The 22,319-nt window shown below is 68.4% G+C and carries 23 protein-coding genes and 1 tRNA gene; 11 read left to right on the top strand and 13 right to left on the bottom strand.

The annotated features are described in order from the left end of the window. Positions 1-12: 12 nt before the first annotated feature. Together smpB and dapA are read right to left on the bottom strand one after the other, a co-directional pair. Entirely contained in the window at positions 13-495 is a 483-nt protein-coding gene (gene smpB, locus V8201_RS08445; RefSeq protein WP_037536714.1) for an SsrA-binding protein SmpB, read from the bottom strand. 70 nt (positions 496-565) lie between these two features. Then, positions 566-1,453 (bottom strand): 4-hydroxy-tetrahydrodipicolinate synthase, encoded by an 888-nt coding sequence (dapA, locus tag V8201_RS08440; protein WP_336545000.1) that lies wholly within the window; start codon positions 1,451-1,453, stop codon positions 566-568. Positions 1,454-1,532: 79 nt separating this feature from the next. Between dapA and V8201_RS08435 the strand changes: the two genes are divergently transcribed. From V8201_RS08435 to V8201_RS08420, 4 genes are all read left to right on the top strand, one after another. After that, positions 1,533-3,569, top strand: coding sequence for a lytic transglycosylase domain-containing protein (locus tag V8201_RS08435; RefSeq protein ID WP_336544999.1), 2,037 nt, complete (start codon positions 1,533-1,535; stop codon positions 3,567-3,569). Positions 3,570-3,574: 5 nt separating this feature from the next. Next, on the top strand, positions 3,575-4,054 hold the full coding sequence (locus V8201_RS08430; protein ID WP_037536720.1) for a GreA/GreB family elongation factor: 480 nt from the start codon (positions 3,575-3,577) through the stop codon (positions 4,052-4,054). 79 nt (positions 4,055-4,133) lie between these two features. Further along, positions 4,134-4,910 (top strand): NYN domain-containing protein, encoded by a 777-nt coding sequence (locus V8201_RS08425; protein WP_037536727.1) that lies wholly within the window; start codon positions 4,134-4,136, stop codon positions 4,908-4,910. A 34-nt stretch (positions 4,911-4,944) separates the two neighbouring features. Further along, positions 4,945-5,517 (top strand): Uma2 family endonuclease, encoded by a 573-nt coding sequence (locus V8201_RS08420; protein ID WP_336544998.1) that lies wholly within the window; start codon positions 4,945-4,947, stop codon positions 5,515-5,517. A gap of 37 nt (positions 5,518-5,554) precedes the next feature. Here the strand turns inward: V8201_RS08420 and ettA are convergent, their stop codons facing one another. Next, positions 5,555-7,234: an energy-dependent translational throttle protein EttA gene (ettA, locus tag V8201_RS08415; protein ID WP_037536730.1), complete on the bottom strand. Its 1,680-nt coding sequence runs from the start codon at positions 7,232-7,234 to the stop codon at positions 5,555-5,557. Between the two features lie 157 nt (positions 7,235-7,391). Between ettA and V8201_RS08410 the strand changes: the two genes are divergently transcribed. The 3 genes from V8201_RS08410 (at position 7,392) to V8201_RS08400 (ending at position 9,413) form a co-directional block, all read left to right on the top strand. Then, entirely contained in the window at positions 7,392-8,789 is a 1,398-nt protein-coding gene (locus V8201_RS08410) for a M28 family peptidase (RefSeq protein WP_336544996.1), read from the top strand. Positions 8,790-8,925: 136 nt separating this feature from the next. Further along, complete coding sequence (locus tag V8201_RS08405) at positions 8,926-9,189, top strand: hypothetical protein (RefSeq protein ID WP_037536734.1); 264 nt, start codon at positions 8,926-8,928, stop codon at positions 9,187-9,189. A gap of 148 nt (positions 9,190-9,337) precedes the next feature. Beyond that, positions 9,338-9,413, top strand: a tRNA-Ile gene (locus V8201_RS08400). A 36-nt stretch (positions 9,414-9,449) separates the two neighbouring features. Here V8201_RS08400 and V8201_RS08395 read toward each other — a convergent pair. The 9 genes from V8201_RS08395 to hisI all read right to left on the bottom strand — a co-directional run bounded on the left by V8201_RS08395 (position 9,450) and on the right by hisI (position 16,606). Further along, entirely contained in the window at positions 9,450-9,737 is a 288-nt protein-coding gene (locus V8201_RS08395) for a helix-turn-helix transcriptional regulator (RefSeq protein ID WP_336544995.1), read from the bottom strand. 237 nt (positions 9,738-9,974) lie between these two features. After that, positions 9,975-10,130 (bottom strand): hypothetical protein, encoded by a 156-nt coding sequence (locus V8201_RS08390; protein WP_336544994.1) that lies wholly within the window; start codon positions 10,128-10,130, stop codon positions 9,975-9,977. A 481-nt stretch (positions 10,131-10,611) separates the two neighbouring features. Then, complete coding sequence (locus V8201_RS08385; RefSeq protein WP_336544993.1) at positions 10,612-12,072, bottom strand: flavin-containing monooxygenase; 1,461 nt, start codon at positions 12,070-12,072, stop codon at positions 10,612-10,614. Positions 12,073-12,190: 118 nt separating this feature from the next. Continuing rightward, positions 12,191-12,376, bottom strand: a complete 186-nt coding sequence (locus tag V8201_RS08380; protein ID WP_037531194.1) for a hypothetical protein — start codon at positions 12,374-12,376, stop codon at positions 12,191-12,193. A 42-nt stretch (positions 12,377-12,418) separates the two neighbouring features. Next, positions 12,419-13,342, bottom strand: coding sequence for a serine O-acetyltransferase EpsC (gene epsC, locus V8201_RS08375; RefSeq protein ID WP_336544992.1), 924 nt, complete (start codon positions 13,340-13,342; stop codon positions 12,419-12,421). 135 nt (positions 13,343-13,477) lie between these two features. Beyond that, positions 13,478-15,280 (bottom strand): acyl-CoA dehydrogenase C-terminal domain-containing protein, encoded by a 1,803-nt coding sequence (locus V8201_RS08370; protein ID WP_336544991.1) that lies wholly within the window; start codon positions 15,278-15,280, stop codon positions 13,478-13,480. A gap of 4 nt (positions 15,281-15,284) precedes the next feature. Continuing rightward, positions 15,285-15,710: a MerR family transcriptional regulator gene (locus V8201_RS08365; protein WP_037531199.1), complete on the bottom strand. Its 426-nt coding sequence runs from the start codon at positions 15,708-15,710 to the stop codon at positions 15,285-15,287. A 36-nt stretch (positions 15,711-15,746) separates the two neighbouring features. After that, complete coding sequence (locus V8201_RS08360) at positions 15,747-16,250, bottom strand: hypothetical protein (RefSeq protein WP_037531200.1); 504 nt, start codon at positions 16,248-16,250, stop codon at positions 15,747-15,749. Continuing rightward, positions 16,247-16,606, bottom strand: a complete 360-nt coding sequence (gene hisI, locus V8201_RS08355; RefSeq protein WP_037531202.1) for a phosphoribosyl-AMP cyclohydrolase — start codon at positions 16,604-16,606, stop codon at positions 16,247-16,249. The genes V8201_RS08360 and hisI overlap by 4 nt, the downstream gene beginning before the upstream one ends. 127 nt (positions 16,607-16,733) lie before the next feature. On the opposite strand from hisI, the gene V8201_RS08350 reads away from it, so the two are divergent. Genes V8201_RS08350 through V8201_RS08340 form a run of 3 tightly spaced genes read left to right on the top strand, consistent with a single transcriptional unit; the run spans position 16,734 to position 20,289 of the window. Continuing rightward, positions 16,734-18,008: an MFS transporter gene (locus V8201_RS08350; RefSeq protein ID WP_336544990.1), complete on the top strand. Its 1,275-nt coding sequence runs from the start codon at positions 16,734-16,736 to the stop codon at positions 18,006-18,008. Further along, positions 18,005-18,925, top strand: a complete 921-nt coding sequence (cysK, locus tag V8201_RS08345; RefSeq protein ID WP_037531206.1) for a cysteine synthase A — start codon at positions 18,005-18,007, stop codon at positions 18,923-18,925. Before V8201_RS08350 ends, cysK begins: the two co-directional genes overlap by 4 nt. Continuing rightward, the gene (locus V8201_RS08340; RefSeq protein WP_336544989.1) at positions 18,922-20,289 is read left to right on the top strand and encodes a cell wall hydrolase; all 1,368 of its coding nucleotides are present in this window, start codon (positions 18,922-18,924) and stop codon (positions 20,287-20,289) included. The genes cysK and V8201_RS08340 overlap by 4 nt, the downstream gene beginning before the upstream one ends. 193 nt (positions 20,290-20,482) lie before the next feature. On the opposite strand, the gene V8201_RS08335 is transcribed toward V8201_RS08340, so the two are convergent. Beyond that, positions 20,483-20,734 (bottom strand): DUF7218 family protein, encoded by a 252-nt coding sequence (locus V8201_RS08335; protein WP_037531208.1) that lies wholly within the window; start codon positions 20,732-20,734, stop codon positions 20,483-20,485. Positions 20,735-20,860: 126 nt separating this feature from the next. Here V8201_RS08335 and purF point away from each other — a divergent pair, with 126 nt between their 5' ends. Next, positions 20,861-22,318 carry an amidophosphoribosyltransferase gene (purF, locus tag V8201_RS08330; protein WP_037531209.1) on the top strand — a complete coding sequence of 486 codons (1,458 nt, stop codon included), beginning with the start codon at positions 20,861-20,863 and terminating at the stop codon, positions 22,316-22,318. Position 22,319 lies beyond the last annotated feature (1 nt).

Here is a 22,319-nt window from a genome sequence, read left to right as displayed (position 1 = left end):
GCGCGTCTGCCCCTAGCCGCGGTCGCGCATGATGCGCCCGGCTTCGCGCTTCCATTCGCGCTCCTTGATCGCGGCGCGCTTGTCGTGATCCTTGCGCCCCTTGGCGAGCGCGAGTTCGACCTTGGCGCGCCCGCGGCCGTTGAAATAGACGCTCAGCGGCACGAGCGTCATCCCCTCGCGCGCGACCGCGCCGTGCAGCTTGTTGATCTCGCGTTCGTGGAGCAGCAATTTGCGCGGCCGTTTCGCTTCATGGTTGAAACGGTTGCCGTGGCTGAACTCGGGCACGTTGGCGTTGACCAGCCAGACCGATCCGTCGCGCACCTCGGCATAGCTTTCGGCGATGCTGCCCTCGCCGAAGCGCAGGCTCTTCACCTCGGTTCCGGTGAGCGCGATCCCCGCCTCGTAGACGGTGTCGATACTATATTCGAACCGCGCCTTGCGGTTCTCGGCGACGATCTTCTTCTTGTCGAAGGTGGCGGGTTTGGGACGCGACATTATCGCGCGATGTAGGAGCAGTTAGCGGCAAGGGGAAGCGGGCGCGCGACGATTGCGCGCGCCCCTGCCCTCAGCCGACCAGCCCGGCATGCGCCAGCGCCGCATCGACCGCGGCGCGCGACGCCTCCGACGGCCAGGTCATCGGCAGGCGCAGGCCATCGGGGAAGCCCGGCCGCACCCGCGTCATCGCATATTTGACCGGGCCCGGCGACGCGTCCATGAACAGCGCGTCGTGCAGTGGATAGAGCCGATCCTGCAAGGCGAGGGCCGCGGCATAATCACCCCGCTGGCACGCCGCCTGGAAGTCGGCGCACAGCCGCGGCGCGACATTGGCGGTGACGGAGATGCAGCCTGTGCCCCCCATCGCGTTGAACGCCAGCGCCATATCGTCGTTGCCGGAGAGCTGGACGAAATCGGGGCCGCAACCGGCGCGGTGCGCGGAGACGCGGGCGATCGCGCCACTCGCATCCTTGACCGCGACGAACACCTCCGGAAAGCGGGTAACCAGCCGGATCAGCGTCGCCGGCTGGATATCGGTGACGGTGCGGCCGGGGACGTTGTAGAGCACGATCGGCAGCGTCGCCTGTTCGGCGAGCCGCGCGAAATGCTGGAAGATCCCCTCCTGACTCGGCCGGTTGTAATAGGGCGGCACCATCAGCGCCGCATCGGCACCCGCTTCACGTGCGCGCACGACATTGGCGGCGGCGACCTGCGTGTCGTTCGATCCGGCACCGGCGATCACCGGCACCCGGCCGGCCGCCTGATCGACGCAGATCGCGACGATGGCGAAATGCTCGTCGGCGGTCAGCGTCGCGGCCTCGCCGGTGGTGCCGCACGGCACCAGCGCCGCCGACCCGTCGCCGATCTGCCACTCTATAAGACTACGGTAAGCTGCTTCGTCGAACGTGCCGTCGGCGGCGAAGGGCGTCACCAGCGCAGGGATGGAACCAGAGAACATGGGACTTTTCGGGCTCCTGATGCGGCGGACCGGGGTTTTCGTTCAGGACAGATACGGGTCCGCGCCCTATGATGTCCACATGCACCCAGCCAATCTGCCGCTTACGATCCTTCTTGCCGCTTTCGCCGGGGTGACCGGCGCGCCCGTACAACAGCAGCCGGCGACCGGCAATCCGACCACCGGCAGCCCGACCAGCGACGCGCTCGAACGCTATCGCACGCAGATGGCGAACATGTCGCCGCAGGCGCCGCGTACCCCCGCCGACGGCGCGATCGCCGCAGCCATCGCGCAGTGGAAGACGATCCAGCAGACCGACGCGCTGCCGTTCGACAGCTATGCCGGCTTCCTGATGGCGCATCCCGGCTGGCCGAGCCAGACCGCCAACCGCCGCGCCGCCGAGCGCCAGGCGGTCAACGCCTCGCCGACCAGCGTCATCGCTTTCTTCACCCGCTTCCCGCCGCAGTCGGCGACCGGCCTCGTCGCGCAGGCGCGCGCCTTGCAGGCGGTCGGCCGCGGCAGCGAGGCGCAGATTGCGGCGCGCGCAGCGTGGCGCAAGGGCAGCCTGTCCGCCACCGACGAGGCGACGATCCTGTCGAGCTTCGCCGGCGCGCTGACCCCGGACGATCACGACGCGCGGATGGACGCGCTGCTGTGGCAGAATGCGACCGGCGTCGCCGCCCGGCAGATCGCCTATACCAGCGCCGCGCGCCGCCCGGTGTTCGAGGCGCGGCTCGCCTTCCGCTCCAATGCCGCCAACGCCGCCGATCTGGCGATGCGGACGCAGGATCAGTTCGCCAGCGATCCCGGCTATATCGCCGATCGTGCGGTGTGGCTGCGCAACTCGGGCGCCTCGCCGACCGCGCGCGCCTGGCTGGCCCGGACGCGCGCGCTCACGTCCCAGCCGGGGGCGGTCGAACCCTGGTATGAGGTGCTGCTGACCAACGCCCGCGCCGCGGCGGCGGATGGCCAGTACCAGCTCGCCTATGACATCGCGCGGCAGGTCGACGATGCCTATCCCGCCGGCACCGACGTCTCGGCCAAGCCCTATGGCGAGCGCGACGATTATACGAGCCTCGTCTGGCTCGCCGGGCAGACCGCGATGAAGCAGCTGCGCCGCCCGGCGGATGCGATGGTGATGTTCGAACGCTATGGCCGCGGCAGCCAGGCGCCGCAGACGCGCGCCAAGGGCTTCTACTGGGCCGGCCGCGCCGCCGAGGCTGCCGGCAAGAGCGCGGAGGCGACCGCCTATTTTGCCGAGGCCGGCGCCTATCGCGACCAATTCTACGGGCAGCTCGCGCTCGAGCGCACCGGCAAGCCGCTGGTTGCGCCGCCCGCGATCGGCACGCCGGCGATCGCGCCCGAGGTCCGGCAGGCCTTCGCCAATCGTGAGACGGTGCGCGCCGCGCGGTTCCTCGGCCAGATCGGCCAGTGGCAGGACCAGACCGCCTTCATCCGTCAGATCGCCGCCGACGCGACCAGTGCCAGTGACCACCTGCTCGCCGCCGAGCTCGCCACCCAGATCGGTCGCCCCGATCTTGGCGTGCTGGTCGGGCGCAGTGCGATGCAGAACGGCCTCACCGATTATTCGGCGACCGGCTTCCCGACCGTCGCGGTGCCGGCGGGCTACGAGGACAATTGGACGCTGATCCACGCCATCGCGCGGCAGGAGAGTCAGTTCGACAAGACCGCGGTCAGCCATGCCGGCGCGCGCGGACTGATGCAGCTGATGCCCGCCACCGCGCGCGAACAATCGGGCAAGATCGGCATCGCCTACGACCCCGCCGCGCTGACCACCGACCCCAATCTGTCGATCATGCTGGGGTCGAGCTATTTCCAGCGGATCTTCAATATCTATGGCAGCTATCCGCTGGCCATTGCCGCCTATAACGCGGGCGGCGGCAACGTGAACAAATGGCTGCGCGCCAATGGCGACCCGCGCACCGGCGCGGTCGACATGGTCGATTGGATCGAAGCGATCCCCTATCAGGAGACGCGCAATTACGTGCAGCGCGTCATCGAGAATGCGGTGGTCTACGATCTCATCAACCCGGCGCGCGCGAAGAGCCGCGGGCCGGCCAATGCCAGCTGGTATCTCGGCAAGGGCCGTCCGGGCTGAGCGGGATGGAGCAACGGCCGAATTACATCACCCCGGCGGGCTATGCGGTGCTGCGCGCCGAATATGACCGATTGTTCGGCAGCGAACGGCCGGCGCTGGTCGAGACGATCGCCTGGGCGGCGGGCAATGGCGACCGGTCGGAGAATGGCGACTATATCTACGGCCGCAAGCGGTTGCGCGAGATCGACCGCCGGCTCGGCTGGCTGGCGAAGCGGATGAAGGCGGCGAAGGTCGTCGATCCGGCCCGCGCCGAGGATCGCAGCCGCGTCTGGTTCGGCGCGACGGTGACGATCGCCGATGAGGAGGACAAGGAACGCGTCCTCACCCTGGTCGGTGACGACGAGGCGGAGGCCGGTGCCGGCCGCGTCGGCTGGAACGCGCCGATCGCACGCGCCCTGCGCGGCGCAACGGTCGGCGACCTGCGCCGCGTGCTGCTGCCGGCGGGCGAGAAGGAATATGAGGTCGTCGCCATCGCCTATCCGTGACGGAGCAACGCCACGCACCGGACGGCGGCCGCTGCGCGCGCGACTGGCGAGGGCGCCAAGCCTCTGTTAGGCCGGGCGGATGGCTGACGACAACACCCGCAACATCGCCCTGCTGATCGATGCCGACAATGCCTCCTGGCATGCGATCGACCCGGTGCTGACCGTCCTCGCCGAGCTCGGCACGGTCAACATCCGCCGCGTCTACGGCAATTGGTCCAAGCCCGCGCTGAAGGGCTGGCGCGACATGACGGTCAAGCACGGCATCGAGCCGCAGCAGCAGTTCGACCTGACCAAGGGCAAGAACGCCACCGACATGAAGATGACGATCGACGCGATGGACCTGCTGTTCCGCGGTCGCATCGGCGGCTTCGGCATCATGTCGTCGGACAGCGACTTCATGCCGCTGGCGATGCGCATCCGCCAGGACGGCATCCCCGTCTACGGCTTCGGCAACGCCAAGACGCCCGAGGCGTTCAAACAGGCGTGCACCCGCTTCATCGACGTCAACGCACTGGTCAGCGACGCCAAGGCCGAGGCGACCGCCACCCCCGCCAAGCCGGCGAGCGTCGACGTGCCGATCGGCGAATCGCTGCCGCCGTCGATCGCCGCGCCCAAGGCGAAGAAGCCGATCGACCCCGAGCTGATCGCCCTGCTGATCGACGCCTATCAGTCCGTGAAGCGCGACGAGAAGGGCTATGTCAGCCTGTCGGCGATGGGCCAGCTCGCCGGCAACCGGTCGAGCTTCGATGCGCGCAATTACGGCTACCAGCGCCTGTCCGACCTGATCCAGGCGGTGCCCAATTTCCAGACCGAACGCCGCGAGGACGGGCGGATCTTCGTCAAGCGGGTGCGGTAGCGGCCGCGCTTAGGATGCTCTATATTCGGGGTCGATGGGACAGCTCGCGGCGCCTCCTCCGGTACGTAAGCGCGTGCCGCTTCGTATAGCCGACGTCGATCTCTTATATCGGCGCGGGGCCTTCGATGATTATGGCCGGGTCGAGCTCATCGGGGGGGAGCTGATCTACGTGAACGCGGAATATCGTCCGCACATGATGGCCAAGAGCGAGTGCGCCTATCGCCTCCGCCGGGCCCTCGAAGCGATAGGGTCGACGCTGTTCGTCGGCATCGAAGGGTCGGTTGCCGTATCGGATCACGACCTCCCCCGCCCGGACATCATCTTGACGTCGGATGCCTACGGGGATGGCCCGGTTCCCGGAGCGAGTGTGACACTCGTCGTCGAGATCGCCGATACGACCGTGCAGCTCGATCTCGGTCGCAAACAGCGGCTTTACGCCAAGGGTGGTATTCCCGAAGATTGGGTATTCGACGTCACCGGAAAGACTGTCCATCAGATGGCAAAGCCTGCCGGCGCCAGTTACCGGACCAAAGCGCAATCAAACTTTGGCGACTCGCTGACCGCATTGACCATCCCTCGCCTGACGATCGATACCACCGGCCTATAAAAGATTGGGGCGGCCCGCCGAGCCGCCCCCTCCCGGATCAGCGCGTCAGCTTCTTGTAGGCGAGGCGGGTCGGCCGGTCGGCGGCGTCGCCCAGGCGGCGGCGCTTGTCTTCCTCGTAGCTCTCGTAATTGCCCTCGAACCATTCGACGTGGCTGTCGCCTTCGAAGGCGAGGATGTGCGTGCAGAGACGATCGAGGAAGAAGCGATCGTGGCTGATCACCACCGCACAGCCCGCGAAGGTCTCCAGCGCCTCCTCGAGCGCGCGCAGCGTCTCGACGTCGAGGTCGTTGGTCGGCTCGTCGAGCAGCAGGACGTTGCCGCCCTCCTTGAGCATCTTGGCCATATGGACGCGGTTGCGCTCACCGCCCGACAGCTGCCCGACCTTCTTCTGCTGGTCCGGCCCGCGGAAGTTGAACGCGCCGACATAGGCGCGCGTGCCCAGTTCCTGCTTGCCGAAGCGGAAGACCTCCAGCTCGTCGGAGATTTCCTGCCAGACGTTCTTATTCGGATCGAGATCGTCACGGCTCTGGTCGACATAGCCGAGCTTGACCGTCGAACCGACCTCGATCGATCCGGAGTCAGGCGTTTCCTGCCCGGTGATCAGCTTGAACAGGGTCGACTTGCCGGCGCCGTTGGGGCCGATCACCCCGACGATGCCGCCCGGCGGCAGCGTGAAGTCGAGATTGTCGAACAGCAGTTTGTCGCCATAGGCCTTGGTCAGTCCCTTGGCCTCGATCACCTTGCCGCCGAGCCGCTCGGGGATCTGGATGAGGATCTGCGCCTTGCCGGCGACGCGATTCTCCTGCTTCTCCATGAGCTCCTCGAACGCACGGATACGCGCCTTCGACTTGGTCTGGCGCGCCTTGGGAGTCTGGCGCATCCAGGCGAGCTCGTCGGCGATCGCCTTCTGCTTGCCGGCTTCCTCGCGCTCCTCCTGCTCGAGCCGCTTCGCCTTCTTTTCGAGATAGCCCGAATAGTTGCTCTCATAGGTGTAATAGCGGCCGCGATCGAGCTCGAGCACCCAGTTGACGACATTGTCGAGGAAGTAGCGATCGTGCGTCACCAGGATGACGTTGCCGGTATATTCCTTTAGGTAATTTTCCAGCCACGACACGCTTTCGGCGTCGAGGTGGTTGGTGGGCTCGTCGAGCAGCAAAATGTCGGGCTTCTCGAGCAGCAGCTTGCACAGGGCGACGCGGCGCTTCTCACCGCCCGACAGGCGGCTGACGTCGGCGTCGCCGGGCGGGCAGCGCAACGCCTCCATCGCCTGTTCGAGCTGGCTGTCGAGCGACCAGCCGTCGACCGCGTCGATCTTGGCCTGGAGATCGCCCATCTCCTCCATCAGCGCGTCGAAATCGGTATCGTCCTTGGGATCGCCCATCTCCGCCGAAATGGCGTTGAAGCGATCGACCAGGTCGGCGACCGGCCGCACGCCGTCCTTGACGTTGCCCATCACGTCCTTGCTCGGATCGAGCTGCGGCTCCTGCGCCAGATAGCCGACGCGCACGCCCTCCGCCGCCCAGGCCTCGCCGGTGAAATCGGGGTCCATCCCCGCCATGATCTTCATCAGCGTCGATTTGCCCGCGCCGTTGGGGCCGATGATCGCGATCTTCGCCGACGGGATGAACTGCAGGTGGATGTTGTTGAGGACGGGCTTGTTCGCGCCGGGGAAGGTCTTGGTCAGACCCTTCATGACGTAGGTATACTGGACGGCCATGTGCCGACGGCTCCTGATCGAAGGTACGGGAAATTCGTAGGTGGCATGTAGCGATCCGGCGACGCGCGTGCAAATGCCGCCGCGGTCCGCCGCTTGTGCTTGCCCGCGGCTTCGCCCACACCCGGGGCGCATTGATTGGACAGGGGATATTCCACGAATGACGCGCATCGCATTGGCCTTGCTGGCCCTCGCCTCCTCCACCGCGCTGTCGGCGCAGCGCCAGGCGCCGCCGACCCCCGCCCCGGTCGACGCCAAGGTCGCGGCGCTGCGCGATGCGGCGCTCAAGGACGACCTCGCCTATGACATCGTCGAGGGCCTGACCACCGAGGTCGGCCAGCGGCTCGCGGCGACCGAGGCGGAGGCGCGGGCGCGCAGCTGGGGCGTCGCGCGGCTCAAGGCGTTGGGCTTCAAGAACGTGCACGTCGAAACCTATCAGATGCCGGTGTGGCTGCGCGGCGAGGAGCGCGCCGAGGTGATCGCCCCCTTCCCGCAGCAGCTCAAGCTGGTCGCGCTCGGCAATTCGGGCGCCACCCCCGCCGCCGGCCTCACCGCGCCGGTGGTGGTGTTCCGCAGCTATGGCGAGTTCGCCAATGCCCCCGCCGAGGCGGTGCGCGGCCGCATCGTCTATGTCGGCAATGCGATGCAGCCGACGCAGGACGGGTCGAGCTACGGCGCCTATGGCCCCGCGCGGTTCGTCGGCCCGGCCCTCGCCGCGAGCAAGGGCGCCGCGGCGATCGTCATCAAGTCGATCGGCACCGATCACCACCGCAATCCGCACACCGGCGTCACCGATTTCCCCGCCGGCGTCGCGCCGATCCCGGCGGCGGCGCTGTCGGTCAGCGATGCCGAACTGCTCGAACGGATCGCCGACCGCGGCAAGCCGATCTCGCTGAAGCTCGTGCTGACGCCGCGCTTCGCCGGCACCGGCACCTCGGGCAACGTCATCGCCGAAGTCCCCGGCAGCGATCCCAAGGCCGGCGTCGTGCTGGTCGGCGGGCATCTCGACAGCTGGGATCTCGGCACCGGCGCGATCGACGATGCCAGCGGCGTCGCGATCACAACCGCCGCCGCCAAGCGGCTGCTCGACGGACCGCGGCCGCGCCGCACGATCCGCGTCGTCTGGTTCGGCGCGGAGGAGCCGGGCGGCTATGGCGGCAAGGACTATGCCCGCGTCCATGGCGGCGAACGCCACGCCACCGCCGGTGAAAGCGATTTCGGCGCCGATCGCATCTGGCGGTTCGAGGTCAATCTGCCCGACAGCGCCAAGCCGGTCGCCGATCGCCTGCAGACCGCGCTCGCGCCGCTCGGCATCGGCCGGGGGTCCGGCCTCGGCGGCGACGGCACCGACGTCGGTCCGACGCTCGCGCTCGGGGTCGCGGCGATCGACCTCAACCAGGACGGAAGCCGCTATTTCGACACGCATCATACGCCCGACGACACGCTCGACCGGATCGATCCGGAGCAGCTCCGCCAGAACGTCGCCGCCTGGACGACGATGCTCGCGGTGGTCGCCAACGCCCCCGAGGAAATCGGTCCGGTGACGCCGCGACGCTGAGTTGCTGATGCGGCGGAACCTTTCGGCCGGATGAATTTCCCGATTGACCGGGGGGAGTCGTGCGGTATTTGGGCTGTCTCGCGACGGCGATCGGGCCGGCCGCGATTTTTGCTTTGCTTTGCTTGGGAGCAACCGAATGAAGAAGATCGCTTTCGTTCTCGCTGCCGCCGGCCTGATGTCCGTCGCAGCCTGCCACAAGTCGCCTGAAGCGGCCGCCGTTGAGAACAACGGGGACATGCTCGCCGACAACATGGAAGCGCAGGCCGACAACATCGACGCGCTTGCCGACAACACCTCGAACGCCGCCGCTGCCGCCGCGCTCGAGAACGTTGCCGACAACACCAACGCCGCCGCGGACAACGTCCGTGACGCAGCCGAGGCCAAGGCCGACAACATGTAATCGGCCGGCGTCGGCGATCTGCCGACGCCCCGATCATGCTGTCGCACGATCTCGAAGGGCGCTCCCGCAACGGGGCGCCCTTTTTGCTGCGCGCAGGCCCGCGGCACTTTTGCTTTGCCGGCGGTTGCGCTAGCGCTGCGCAGCGGTGGGGCCTGTAGCTCAATGGTTAGAGCTGGCCGCTCATAACGGCTAGGTTGCGGGTTCGAGTCCTGCCGGGCCCACCAACGCATTCGCTCCTGCCGCCGCAGCGCCCCTCGCCGTCACGATGACCGCGGCGCGAACCATTCGCCGAGCAGGGGGCGGAGCGCCTCGGCAAGCGACGCCAGCGCGCGATCCCCGGCCCCCGCGGCCTCCGCGTCATCATTGGCTGCGGCGGCGGGCGGGCGCATCGTGACATAGCGCACCGCCAGCTCGGTGCGGGTCTCGATCGGCGCCGTACCCCGCTCCATCGCGCCGACCGCCTCGCGCGCCATGCCGATCGCTTCGCCCAGTGCGGCCTGGGATAACCCGGCCGCCTTGCGTATCGCCTTCAGTTCGTCAGCATGCATCACCAACCACTTCTCCCTATGAGACCTTCAGCATCCCCGCCCCAGCGATCGCGTCACAAACGGGATGGATCAGAGTCAGCTTGGCTTACCCATCGATCCGATCTAGCCTCTCATCAGCAGGGAGGACATCATGATCGCTCAAGCGCTGACGGCTGCCATCGCCATGGTCTTTGCCGCCCAAACCACACCCGCCGCCGACCACGAGAACAACCGGAACAGGAAAGTCTGTCGGCAGGATCAAAGCACGGGCAGCATATTGCCCCAGCGCATATGCCATAGCCGATCCGAATGGGCGGCCATTATTGAAAGCAAGGCGACGACACCAACAATGCTCTGGTGCGGCGTGGCAACAACAAAATCCAGCCCTTCCAGAATTAGGCGGGAAGGACGCATGACCGATCTCAGATCGCGCGGCTCGTCCCGCGCGCGGTCATCTCGCCGGCCGGCTGACGTGCGACGAGACTGCCTGTCAGAAAAGGGGACGGGTGGCTCCTCCCTCATCCGATAATTTCCGGGACCGTCTCCGGCGCGTCGAGGCTCGTAGGCGCGATGACGGCGCCGAACGCGGCGGTCGCTGCGTCACGGGTCGGGCGTCTGATCGATACAGGGCGTTCGGGAGGCGATGGCCTGGCCTTGGACTTGGCGTGATGCTGACCGGGTGCTCGAGCCCGGCGACGCAAGCGGAAGACATATGACCTCGCCTTCGCCAAGGGCAGCGCGACCGATCGCTGCACGGCGACGCGCGCGGTGACGGAAGGCGATCAGAAGCAGGGCGACGAGGACCGGGACATGGCGCAGCAAGGCCGAGGAGGAATGCCGTACCGCCCGTCTCGTCAACGGCAGCGCGACATAGGTCCGTCCGATCCGGGACGCGTTACCCGGCTTTATCTGCCGCCGGCGTGAACCGCAGCACGCCGTCGTCGATCCGCCCGGTGCGGAACGACCACAGGTCGCTCAGATAGTTCTGATGGACGCGCCACGGGGCGCGCCTGCCCTGCCGCGGCAGCAGATGCGCGGACCGCTGGATATAGCCCGAGCTGAGATCGAGAATCGGCGTGTCCGGTGCCTCGGTGTCGGCGGGCACGGGCACGGCACTGGCCAGCCCGCGCGCCGTCATATGGTCGAGCAGCCGGCGGACGAAGCGCGCGGTGAGGTCGCTGCGCAGCGTCCACGAGGCGTTGGTATATCCGACCGCAAAGGCGAGATTGGGCACGCCGGCGAGCATCGCGCCGCGGTACATCAGTCGCTCGCCCGGCTCGACCGCGACGCCGTCGACGCTGAGCCGGGCGCCGCCCATCACCTGGAGGTTGAGCCCGGTCGCGGTGACCAGGATATCGGCGGCAAGCGTCCTGCCGGAGGTAAAGGCAAGGCCGTCCGGCCGCAGCGACTCGATCGTATCGGTGACGATCGCCGCGCGCCCGTCGCGCAAAACCGCGAACAGATCACCGTCCGGCGCCAGACAGAGCCGCTGGTCCCAGGGATCGTAGCGCGGCGTCAGGTGCGTCGCGATATCGAATGCGTCACCGAGCAGCCGGCGCTGCCTCACCGCGATCTGGCGCTTGAGCAGGCCCGGCCAGCGCCGCGACAGGCCGTAGGTCGCGACCGCGTAACCGATCGACTTCCACCGCACCGCCGCCGCCGCCACCCGCCGCGGCAGCCAGCGATGCAGGCGGGCGGCGAGCGCATCGGTCGCCGGCTGCGCGACGATATAGGTCGGCGAGCGCTGCACCATCGTCACCTGCGCGGCGCCGCGCGCGACCAGCGCGGGCAGCAGCGTCACCGCGGTGGCGCCGGAGCCGATCACCGCGATGCGCCTGCCCGCGACATCGAGATCCTCCGGCCAGAATTGCGGGTGGATGACGGGGCCGGCGAACGCCTCCCGCCCCGGCCAGTCCGGCGCATGCGCGCTGGCATAATCGTAATAGCCCGCGCACAGGAACAGGAAGCGGCAATGAAGCTGCTGCTCGACACCGCCCACCGTATAGCGCACCGTCCAGCGCGCCTGCGCCGACGACCAGTCCGCCGCGATCACCCGATGCCGCAGCCGCACCTTGGCGTCGATGCCGAAGGCCGCGGCCGTCTCGCGGATATAGTCGCGGATCGCTTCGCCCCCGGCGATCGCGTCGCCGCCGCGCCACGGATGAAAGGGGAAGCCGAGCGTCGCCATGTCCGAGTCGGAGCGGATGCCGGGATAGCGGAACAGGTCCCAGGTGCCGCCGATCGCGTCACGCGCCTCGAAGACCGCATAGCGGTACGGCGCAGCGCGCTCCTGCAACCGGAAGGCGGCCCCGATCCCCGACAGGCCGGCGCCGACGATCAGGACATCCAGCTCCATCGCCGCGCCGATCAGAACAGGTCGATCTTGACGCCCAAAGCGTAGATCATCCCGGCAAAGCCGGCGAGGAACAGCGCGGTGGCGATCATCGCCCCGATATCGCTGGTCGTCTCGCGCTTCACGATGCCGGCTGCGCCTTGACGATGCCATGCACGCGTTCGAGCGTGTCGAGCACCAGCCGCAGATCGTCGGCGGTCAGCGCGCTCGCCTCGTCGACATAGTCGCCGCTGGCGAAGGTCGCCGCGAAGGCGTGCAGGTGGTTGAGCGCTTCGCCGAGCCGGTGGGTCGCTGCATTTTCCGTCATATCAGCAGCCTAGTCATGGTTGCCGGCGCAGCGCAAGCGGCGTCACGGCGCACCGGGCAAGGCGTGGAAGACGGGCGGCGGCGCCTCGACCGCGGTGTCGGCGGGAACGTCCCGGCGCAGCCACACGCCGCCGCCGATCCGCGCACGCGCCCCGATCGTGACGCGGCCGACGATCGTCGCATTGGCGTGGATGACGACATCGTCGGCGACCACCGGATGCCGCGGCGTGCCCGCCTTGTCGCCGAACAGATCGGGATCGCCGCCCAGCGTGACGCCCTGGTACAGCCGGACGCGATCGCCGATCACACTGGTTTCGCCGATCACCACGCCGGTGCCGTGATCGATGAAGAAGCGCCGGCCGATCGTCGCGGCGGGATGGATGTCGATGCCGGTGCCGGCATGCGCGATCTCGGCGATCAAGCGCGCGACGAGCGGCGCGCCGAGCCGGTAAAGCAGATGCGCGATGCGATGATGGATGATCGCGGTGAACGAGGGATAGGCGAGCAGCACCTCGTCGACGCTTCGCGCCGCCGGGTCGGCGTCATAGGCGGCCTCGACATCGCTATCGAGCAACCGGCGCAGCGCCGGCAGGCCCGCGGCGAATGCGCCGGTCAGCCGCTCGCTCGTCGCGGCGGTGGCGGTCGAGTCGCCGTCGCTCCGATAGCGCAGCTCGAGATCGATCTGCGCGGCGAGCTGCGACAGGGTCGATTCGAGCGAGGCGGCAATGAAGGCATTCTCGTTGGCGGCGGTCAGTTCCGACGGGCCGAGGCGCAGCGGGAACAGCGCGGTGCCGAGTTCGCCGGCGATCCGCTTCAGCGCCTGCCGCGACGGAAAGCGGCTGCCCTGCTCGGCCTTGTTGGGATGCGCGGCGCGCCAGGCGACCCGCGCCTCGCGCAGGCCGTCGAGGACGCGGTCGAGCTGCTGCGGGAATGCGATCGGCATTACGTCGGAAAGCGGGTCAGCCACAGCCTTGTCCTCACTGGGGAAAGGCATTTCGGCGAGGCGGCGCCGGCTTGGCAAAGCAGCTTGCCTTGTCGCGCGGCAAGTCCGGGTTGCAGCAACGCGGTCGGGTCGCTGCGGGCGACCCGACCGGTCGGACGATCAGGCCGCGCGGAACATCTCGGGCGGCAGCGCCATCAGGCTGTCGGCCCCGCCCTCGATCTTGCGGCGCAGCGCGCCGGCATCGGGGGCGATCCGCTCGGCGAAGAAGCGCGCGGTGACGAGCTTGGCGTCGAGGAAGGCGGCATCGCCCTCGCCCGCCGCCTTGAGCCCGGCCGCCGCCTTGGCCATGCGCAGCCACATCAGCCCGGTCGCGACGATCCCCATCAGATGCATGTACGGCACCGCGCCGGCACCGACATGTTCGGGGTTCTTCATGCCATTGGCCATGAACCACATCGTTGCCGCCTGCAGCTCGCCGAGCGCCTTCTTGAGCGCAACCGCGATCGCCGCGGTCGCCTCGTCGCCTTCCGCCGCGCCGGCTTCCTCGGCGACGATGCGGAACAACGCCTGCACCGCCCGACCGCCGTTGAGCGCCAGCTTGCGACCGACGAGATCCATCGCCTGCACGCCGTTGGTGCCTTCGTAGATCATCGCGATCCGGGCATCGCGGACATATTGCTCCATGCCCCATTCGGCGATGTAGCCGTGACCGCCATAGACCTGCTGTGCGTTGGTCGCGATCTCATAGCCCTTGTCGGTGCCGACGCCCTTGATCACCGGTGTGAGCAGGCCGATCAGATCGCCCGCCAGCTGCCGCTCCCCATCGTCCGCGCCGTTATGCTCCAGGTCTACCTGCAACGCGCCCCACAGGCACAATGCGCGCAGCCCTTCGGTCCACGCCTTGGCCTCCATCAGCATGCGGCGGATGTCGGGATGGACGAACAGCGTGTCCGCCTTCTCCTCCGGCTGCTTGGGGCCGGTCAGCGCGCGGCCCTGGCGGCGGTCGCCGGCATATTGCACCGCATTCTGATAGGCGACCTCGGCGATGCCGAGCCCCTGCAGGCCGACGCCGAGCCGCGCCGCGTTCATCATGATGAACATCGCGGCGAGGCCCTTCATCTCCTCGCCGACCAGCCAGCCGGTCGCGCCGTCATAGTTCATCACGCAGGTCGAATTGGCGTGGATACCCATCTTGTGCTCGATCGAGCCGCAGGTCACCGCGTTGCGTTCGCCGAGGCTGCCGTCGTCGTTGACCATCACCTTGGGCACGACGAACAGGCTGATCCCCTTCGAACTGTCCGGCGCGCCGGGGGTCTTGGCCAGCACGAGGTGGATGATATTGTCGGTGAGGTCGTGCTCGCCGGCCGAGATGAAGATCTTGGTGCCGGTGATCTTGTATGAGCCGTCCGCCTGCGGCTCCGCCTTGGTGCGGATCAGGCCGAGGTCGGTGCCGCATTGCGGCTCGGTCAGGTTCATCGTCCCGCCCCATTCGCCCGACACCATCTTGGGCACGTACATCGCCTGCTGCTCGGGGCTGCCCTTGGCGATCAGCGCGGCGATCGCGCCATGGGTCAGGCCGGGATACATGGCGAAGGCCATGTTCGAGGAAATCATATATTCCTGGAAGGCGATCGAGACGACGTGCGGCATGCCCTGCCCGCCATATTCGGGCGCATTGCCCAGCGTCGCCCAGCCGCTCTCGACATAGCGGGCATAGGCGTCCTTGAAGCCCTTGGGCGTGGTGACGCTGCCGTCCTCGTGCCGGGTGCAGCCTTCCTGATCGCCCGACTGGTTGAGCGGGAACAGCACCTCGGCGACGAAGCGGCCGCCCTCCTCCAGCACCGCCTCGACCACGTCGGGGGTCGCGGCGTCGAAGCCGGGCAGGTTGGCATAGTTCTGCAAGCCGACGACGTGATCGAGGATGAAGCGCGTGTCGCGGACGGGGGGCGTATATTGGGGCATCCGATTATCCTTGTGTGTCGGCGATATGGACGGCCTCGACGACCGCCACGAATTCGGTGAGCTCGGCGATGGCGGCGTCGATATCCTGCTTCTGCCGTTCGAGCAGATCGATGCGCGCGCGGCAGCGGTCGATCGAGACCTGCCGCTGGAGACGGCGACCGTCACCCAGATCGTAGAGGTCGATCATTTCGCGGATCTCGCCCAGGCTGAAGCCGACGCGCTTGCCGCGCAGGATCCAGGCGAGCCGGGCCCGGTCGCGATGCGAATAGATACGCTGCGTGCCGCGGCGTTCGGGGCCGATCAGCCCCTCGTCCTCATAGAAGCGCAACGCGCGCGCGGTGACGCCGAATTCCTCGCAGAGATCGGAAATGGTGAAATGATCGCGATCGTGGCGATGTTCGATCACGGCATAAGCAGGTGACGAGGCCATGGCCGGACGTTACGTCACGTTTACGTCAACGTCAACCTACTCTCCCATGGTGCACAGCCGCTTTCCGGACGGCGTGCGCAGCGTCGCCGCCTCGGCACGCGACGCGCTGAGCCGCTCGACCGTCAGCGCGTCGAGCGTCGCGCGGCCGGTGCAATATCGGTCGCAGCCGGCGGGCAGAGCGGCGGGGAAGACGATGCGGTCGCCCTCGAACCGCGCGTCGAAGCGGCACGGCCCGAAGGCGATCGCCAGATCGCTGCCGCGGCGGCGTGCCACGCCGGCGGCGGCGCAGCCCTGCCCCTCGCCATAGTCGATCACCGCGCCGATGCGCAGCGCGCCGCCGTCCTGCGGGACGATGCACAGGCGATCGGTCTCCGCCGCCCAGGACCCGACCGGATCGCCGCTCGCCGGATCGGCGACGAGCCCGGCGCGCAGCGCGGCGCGTTCGAGCCGGCTGCCCGGCGTATCCGTCACCGTCGGCGTGGGCGATCCGCAGCCGGCGAGCAGCGCGGCGAGCGCCAGCGCCGCGACCGCCCGCGTCATGCGACCGGCTGCAAGCCGTCGCCGACGATGCGGCGATAGAAACAGCTCGTCGCCCCGGTGTGGCAGGCGGGGCCGGCCGGATCGGCGATGATCCACAGCGCATCCTGATCGCAGTCGATCCGCATCTCGACGACGCGCAGCACGTTGCCGGACGTCTCGCCCTTCTTCCACAGCCGCGCGCGGCTGCGCGACCAGAAGGTCGCCTCGCCGCTCGCCTGGGTCGCGGCGAGCGCCTCCGCATTCATATGCGCGACCATCAGCAGCGCGCCGCCCCGGTCGGTGACCACGGCGGTGACGAGGCCGGCGGCATCATATTTGGGATCGAGGACGAGATCGGTTTCGCGCGGGTCGGACATGCTCCGCCTATAGCGAGCCGCCCGCAGCCGTGCCAAGCGGACGCATCGGGGCGCGTCCGCGACTTAGCCGCCGGCACGCGCATCTGTGTTGCCCTCGGCGGCGGCACGCGGCAAAGCTGCGCGCCACATGGCCACCCACCCCTTCCGCATCGCCAACTTCCGCGCCTATTGGCTGTCCCGCCTGTCGGGCACCGTCGCGCAGACCGCGCTGGCGATCGTCATCGGCTGGCAGGTCTATGGCCTCGCCCGCGAGACGATGGACGTGCGCCAGGCGGCGTTCCTGCTCGGGATGATCGGCGCGGCGCAGTTCGTGCCGCTGTTCCTGCTCACCCCGATCACCGGGCTCGTCGCCGATGCGGTCGACCGGCGCTGGATCGTCCGGACGACCACCGCGCTGCTGGCGCTGGTCGCGGCGATGATCGGCGTGTTGACCTATCTCGGCACGCTGACGCTGCCGGCGCTGTTCGTCGCGGCGGTGCTGGTCGGCGTCGCCCGCGCCTTCTCCGGCCCGGCCTATTCGGCGCTCGCCCCCAATCTGGTGCCGCGCGAGAGCCTGCCGACCGCGATCGCCATCTCGTCGACCGCGTGGCAATTGGGCGCGATCGTCGGGCCGAGCGTCGGCGGCATCCTCTACGCCATCCACCCGCATGTCGCCTATGCGACCATCACCGCTTTGTTCACGCTCGCGGTGGCGACGATGATGACGATCCGGCCGGTGCCGCAACCTGCCGCGCAGAAGGACCGCCGGCCGCTCGCCCGCATCCTCGACGGGTTCAGCTACGTCCGCCAGAACCGGCTGGTGCTCGCCGCGATCACGCTCGACCTGTTCGTCGTGCTGCTCGCCGGCGCCACCGCGCTGCTGCCGATCTACGCGCGCGACATCCTCCACGTCGGCGCGCACGGCCTCGGCATTCTCGCCGCGGGGATGGGAATCGGCGCGGTGACCACCTCGATCTGGTTCTCGTTCCGGCCGATGAACAGCAACGTCGGCGTCAAGATGCTGATCGCCAGCCTCGTCTTCGCGGTCGCGGTGCTGACTTTCGGCCTGTCGCGCTATTTCCCGCTGAGCCTCGCCGCGCTGATCGTCGCGGGCGGCGCCGACATGGTGTCGGTCTACGTCCGCCAGTCGCTGATCCAGCTCCACACGCCCGATGCGATGCGCGGCCGGGTGAGCGCGGTGTCGCAGCTCACCATCTCGGCGAGCAACGAACTCGGCGAGGCGGAGAGCGGGCTGATGGCGTCGCTGCTCGGTCCGGTCGGCGCGGTCGCCTTCGGCGGCGTCGCCGCGATCATCGTCACCCTGCTGTGGGCGCGCCTGTTTCCCGAGTTGCGCCGCGCGCGGACCTTCGACCCGCCCGACATGTTACAGACCGAACCTAGCCACGGAGAAGCCAAGCCATGAAGGCCAACACCATCCTGGACACGATCGGCAACACGCCGCACATCCGCGTCGCCAAGCTGTTCCCCGATTCCGAAGTCTGGATCAAATCCGAACGCTCCAACCCCGGCGGGTCGATCAAGGACCGTATCGCGCTGGCGATGGTCGAGGCGGCGGAGGCCAATGGCGACCTCAAGCCCGGCGGCACGATCATCGAGCCGACCAGCGGCAACACCGGTGTCGGCCTCGCCATGGTCGCCGCGGTCAAGGGCTACAAGCTGATCCTGGTGATGCCTGAGTCGATGTCGCTCGAACGCCGCCGCCTCATGCTCGCCTATGGCGCGACCTTCGACCTGACGCCGCGCGAAAAGGGCATGAAGGGCGCGATCGAGCGGGCGCTCGAACTCGTCCACCAGACGCCCGGCGCCTGGATGCCGCAGCAGTTCGAGAATGGCGCCAACATCGACGTCCATGTCCGCACCACCGCGCAGGAGATCCTCAACGACTTCCGTGATTCGCCGATCGACGTCATCATCACCGGCGTCGGCACCGGCGGCCATATCACCGGCGTCGCCGAGACGCTGAAGAAGGAATGGCCCGATCTCAAGGTGTTCGCAGTCGAGCCCGCCGCCTCGCCGGTGATCGCCGGCGGCCAGCCGGGACCGCACCCGATCCAGGGGATCGGCGCCGGCTTCATCCCGCGCAATCTCCACACCCAGGCGCTCGACGGGGTGATCGAGGTCGACGCCGCGGTCGCCAAGGACATGGCGCGCCGCTCGGCGACCGAGGAGGGCATCCTCGTCGGCATCTCGTCGGGCGCGACGCTGGCCGCGATCCTGCAGAAACTGCCCGACCTGCCCGACGGCGTCCGCGTCCTCGGCTTCAACTATGATACCGGCGAGCGGTATCTGTCGGTGCCGGACTTCCTGCCCGAACAGTGAGCCAGCCCATAACGTCGCGCAGCCCGCTGTGGCTGCGCGCGGTGCTGACGACGACCGCGCTGCTCGCGGTCGCCGTGCCCGCGCTCGTCGTCACCCACCCGCCTGCGATCCCCAAGCCGCGCCTTCCGGTCGTGCCGCAGCGTCGCGTCGTGCCGCCCGCCGAGCTGCCGCCGGTCGAGCCGGTGCGCTTCATCGACCTGTCGCCCGACGACGCCAAGGCGTATAACGCGAGCATCCCCTTCTCCGACCTGCCCAATCCGGCGGCGCGGCCGTTCCGCTTCGCCGGCGGCGGCGAGGATCGCGCCCGCGCCACCGACTGCCTCGCCGCCGGCGTGCTCTACGAGGCGGGCGATGACGCCGAGGGCGAGCGCGCAGTCGCGCAGGTCGTGCTCAACCGCCTGCGCCATCCCGCTTTCCCCAAGACGGTGTGCGGCGTGATCTTCGAGGGGCAGGAACGCACCACCGGCTGCCAGTTCAGCTTCGCCTGCGACGGCGCGCTGACCCGCTGGAGCCCGAGCGCCGACGCCTGGCGGCGCGCGCGCGACGTAGCGACGCTGGCGCTGAACGGCGCGGTCTATCGCCCGGTCGGCTATGCGACGCATTACCATACCGATTGGGTGGTGCCCTATTGGCAGGCGAGCCTCGACAAGGTCGCGGCGGTGCACAGCCACCTCTTCTTCCGCTGGACCGGGTGGTGGGGCACGCCCGCCGCCTTCACCCGCCGGGTCACCGCCGGCGAGCCGGTGATCGCGCAGCTCGCCCCGCTGTCCGATGCGCACAAGACCGGCGCGGCGCTCGCCGATGCCGATGCGGCGCTGCTCGAGGCGTCGGCGGCGCTCGGCCTGATCGCGGCGGAGGGGACGCCCGGCGAATCGGTGTCGTTCGCACCGTCCGCGGGGGATGCCGACAGCTTCTTCGTTACCCTGCCCTGGGGCCTGCAGCCCGAACTCTATCCGACGATCGCCGCCAAGGCGTGCGGCGAGCGCAAGCTGTGCAAATTCTCCGCCTGGAGCGACGCGGCGCTGACGCCGGCCGCCGCGCCGCTCACCCCCGATCAGGTCGCGGCGATGACGTTCAGCTATCTGCGCGATCGCGAGGCCGGGGTGGAGCGGACGCTGTGGAACTGCGCGCGCACCCCGCGCCCCGACAAGCGCCAGTGCATGAAGCAGCAGGTGCTGCTCACCGCCACGCCGGTCGCCGCCGCGACGCCGGTCGCGGCACCGACACCGGCCGGGCCGGCAGACCTGACCGGCGTTCGCCGCAAGGACATGCCCGCCGCGCAGCCTACCGCAACCCCGCGTCCGTCCGCCTTCCCTCGACCGGCCTCGAATAGCCGCCGCCTGGCGATCGGCAGCGATCGATAAGCCGCCGCGACGCGCGACCGCTGCCGATGCCGCGCCGATGCCCCTGCGCAAGCAGGCGCCCGGGCTTGCGACAGCGAAGGGCGGTGATTGCACATAACCCTCGGCCCCCGCTCCCGCAGGAACATGTGACACCGGCTGATGACGCGGACGTTCGCGAAGGAGCCCGCAAGCGGGATTTGCGGTGGCTTCCCGGCTATTTGTGGTTGCGGATCGCCTTGACGAGGTCCGCCTTGTTCATCGTCGAGCGGCCGCTGATGCCGATCTCGCGCGCTTCCGCGAGCAGGTCGGCCTTGCTGCGCTGCTCGAGCGTGCCGCCCGGATGGTCGAGCGTCCCCGCCGCCTTTGCGTTGGCGATCCGCGCCGCCTTCTCCTTCGACGCGCCCTGTTCGCGCAGATCTTCGTAGAGCGTGTCGTCCTTGATCTGCGCGCCGTGATCCTTCGCCATGTCGGCCTCCTTCGGCGCCCAGAACGTGCCGCCTGGCAATCGGTTCGATTTTAGACATTACAAATACGCGACAAACGCGGAATGCGCTCCTATATGGCCACCCGCACGATGTGAGCCCCCGCCACCATGCTGACGACCCATCCGTTTGAAGACGACAAGCTGCGCGAAGAGTGCGGCGTATTCGGTGTATCCGGCAGCGACAGCGCCGCGGCGCTCGTCGCGCTCGGCCTGCACGCGCTCCAGCACCGTGGCCAGGAGGCGGCTGGCATCAGCAGCTTCGACGGTCACCACTTCCACACGCATCGCGCGATGGGCCATGTCGCCGGCAATTTCGACCGCGACGACGTGATCCGGGCGCTGCCCGGCGACTGTGCGGTCGGTCACGTCCGCTATTCGACCACCGGCGAGACCGCTCTGCGCAACGTCCAGCCGCTCTATGCCGAGCTGGCGAGCGGCGGCTTCGCGGTCGCGCATAACGGCAACATTTCCAATGCGATGAAGCTGCGCCGCGAATTGATCCGGCGCGGCTCGATCTTCCAGTCGACCAGCGACACCGAGACGATCATCCATCTTGTCGCCACCTCCAACTACCGCACCCTGCTCGATCGCTTCATCGATGCGCTCAAGCAGATCGAGGGCGCCTACAGCCTCGTCGTGATGACGCCCGAGGGGATGATCGCCTGCCGCGACCCGCTCGGCATCCGGCCCTTGGTGATGGGCAAGCTCGACGGTGCGGTGATCTTCGCCTCGGAGACGGTGGCGCTCGACGTGTGCGGCGCGACCTTCGAACGGCAGGTCGAGCCGGGCGAACTGGTCATCGTCCAGAATGGCGAGATCCGCTCGGTCCGTCCGTTCGCGCCGATGGCGCCGCGGCCGTGCATCTTCGAATGGGTCTATTTCAGCCGTCCCGATTCGATCGCCGGCGACCAGTCGGTCTACACCGTCCGCAAGGAGATCGGCGCGCAGCTCGCGATCGAGACGCCGGTCGAGGCGGATCTCGTCATCCCGGTCCCCGATTCGGGCGTGCCGGCGGCGATCGGCTATGCGCAGCAATCGGGGATTCCGTTCGAACTCGGCATCATCCGCTCGCATTATGTCGGGCGCACGTTCATCCAGCCGGGCGACAAGGTCCGCCACCTCGGCGTCAAGCTCAAGCACAACGCCAATCGCGCGCTGATCAAGGGCAAGCGCATCATCCTCGTCGACGATTCGATCGTGCGCGGCACCACCAGCCTCAAGATCGTGCAGATGATGCGCGATGCCGGCGCGGCGGAGGTCCATATGCGCATCGCCAGCCCGCCGACGCGGCACAGCTGCTTCTACGGCGTCGACACGCCCGAGCGCGCCAAGCTGCTCGCCGCCAAGCTCGACCTCGGCGGGATGACCGACTTCATCCATGCCGACAGCCTGTCGTTCGTTTCGATCGACGGCCTCTACAAGGCGCTCGGCGAAGCGAAGCGGGCGGACATCCGGCCGAAATATTGCGATGCCTGCTTCACCGGCGATTATCCGACGACGCTGACCGATCAGGACGACAGCGTCGCGGTCGATCAATTCGCGATGCTCGCGGAGCGGGTCAATTAAG

The sequence above is a fragment of the Sphingomonas kyungheensis genome (assembly GCF_037120395.1).
In the GTDB taxonomy this organism is placed as follows: domain Bacteria; phylum Pseudomonadota; class Alphaproteobacteria; order Sphingomonadales; family Sphingomonadaceae; genus Sphingomonas; species Sphingomonas kyungheensis.
Note: the sequence above shows the minus strand (reverse complement) of the source record. Positions and strands in the feature narration are given on the sequence as shown.

Bases quoted from the DNA above. Each gene is read 5' to 3' on its own strand.
- smpB (WP_037536714.1), bottom strand. From the start codon at position 495: ATGTCGCGTCCCAAACCCGCCACCTTCGACAAGAAGAAGATCGTCGCC.
- dapA (WP_336545000.1), bottom strand. From the start codon at position 1,453: ATGTTCTCTGGTTCCATCCCTGCGCTGGTGACGCCCTTCGCCGCCGAC.
- V8201_RS08435 (WP_336544999.1), top strand. From the start codon at position 1,533: ATGCACCCAGCCAATCTGCCGCTTACGATCCTTCTTGCCGCTTTCGCC.
- V8201_RS08430 (WP_037536720.1), top strand. From the start codon at position 3,575: ATGGAGCAACGGCCGAATTACATCACCCCGGCGGGCTATGCGGTGCTG.
- V8201_RS08425 (WP_037536727.1), top strand. From the start codon at position 4,134: ATGGCTGACGACAACACCCGCAACATCGCCCTGCTGATCGATGCCGAC.
- V8201_RS08420 (WP_336544998.1), top strand. From the start codon at position 4,945: ATGGGACAGCTCGCGGCGCCTCCTCCGGTACGTAAGCGCGTGCCGCTT.
- ettA (WP_037536730.1), bottom strand. From the start codon at position 7,234: ATGGCCGTCCAGTATACCTACGTCATGAAGGGTCTGACCAAGACCTTC.
- V8201_RS08410 (WP_336544996.1), top strand. From the start codon at position 7,392: ATGACGCGCATCGCATTGGCCTTGCTGGCCCTCGCCTCCTCCACCGCG.
- V8201_RS08405 (WP_037536734.1), top strand. From the start codon at position 8,926: ATGAAGAAGATCGCTTTCGTTCTCGCTGCCGCCGGCCTGATGTCCGTC.
- V8201_RS08395 (WP_336544995.1), bottom strand. From the start codon at position 9,737: ATGCATGCTGACGAACTGAAGGCGATACGCAAGGCGGCCGGGTTATCC.
- V8201_RS08390 (WP_336544994.1), bottom strand. From the start codon at position 10,130: ATGCGTCCTTCCCGCCTAATTCTGGAAGGGCTGGATTTTGTTGTTGCC.
- V8201_RS08385 (WP_336544993.1), bottom strand. From the start codon at position 12,072: ATGGAGCTGGATGTCCTGATCGTCGGCGCCGGCCTGTCGGGGATCGGG.
- V8201_RS08380 (WP_037531194.1), bottom strand. From the start codon at position 12,376: ATGACGGAAAATGCAGCGACCCACCGGCTCGGCGAAGCGCTCAACCAC.
- V8201_RS08370 (WP_336544991.1), bottom strand. From the start codon at position 15,280: ATGCCCCAATATACGCCCCCCGTCCGCGACACGCGCTTCATCCTCGAT.
- V8201_RS08365 (WP_037531199.1), bottom strand. From the start codon at position 15,710: ATGGCCTCGTCACCTGCTTATGCCGTGATCGAACATCGCCACGATCGC.
- V8201_RS08360 (WP_037531200.1), bottom strand. From the start codon at position 16,250: ATGACGCGGGCGGTCGCGGCGCTGGCGCTCGCCGCGCTGCTCGCCGGC.
- hisI (WP_037531202.1), bottom strand. From the start codon at position 16,606: ATGTCCGACCCGCGCGAAACCGATCTCGTCCTCGATCCCAAATATGAT.
- V8201_RS08350 (WP_336544990.1), top strand. From the start codon at position 16,734: ATGGCCACCCACCCCTTCCGCATCGCCAACTTCCGCGCCTATTGGCTG.
- cysK (WP_037531206.1), top strand. From the start codon at position 18,005: ATGAAGGCCAACACCATCCTGGACACGATCGGCAACACGCCGCACATC.
- V8201_RS08335 (WP_037531208.1), bottom strand. From the start codon at position 20,734: ATGGCGAAGGATCACGGCGCGCAGATCAAGGACGACACGCTCTACGAA.
- purF (WP_037531209.1), top strand. From the start codon at position 20,861: ATGCTGACGACCCATCCGTTTGAAGACGACAAGCTGCGCGAAGAGTGC.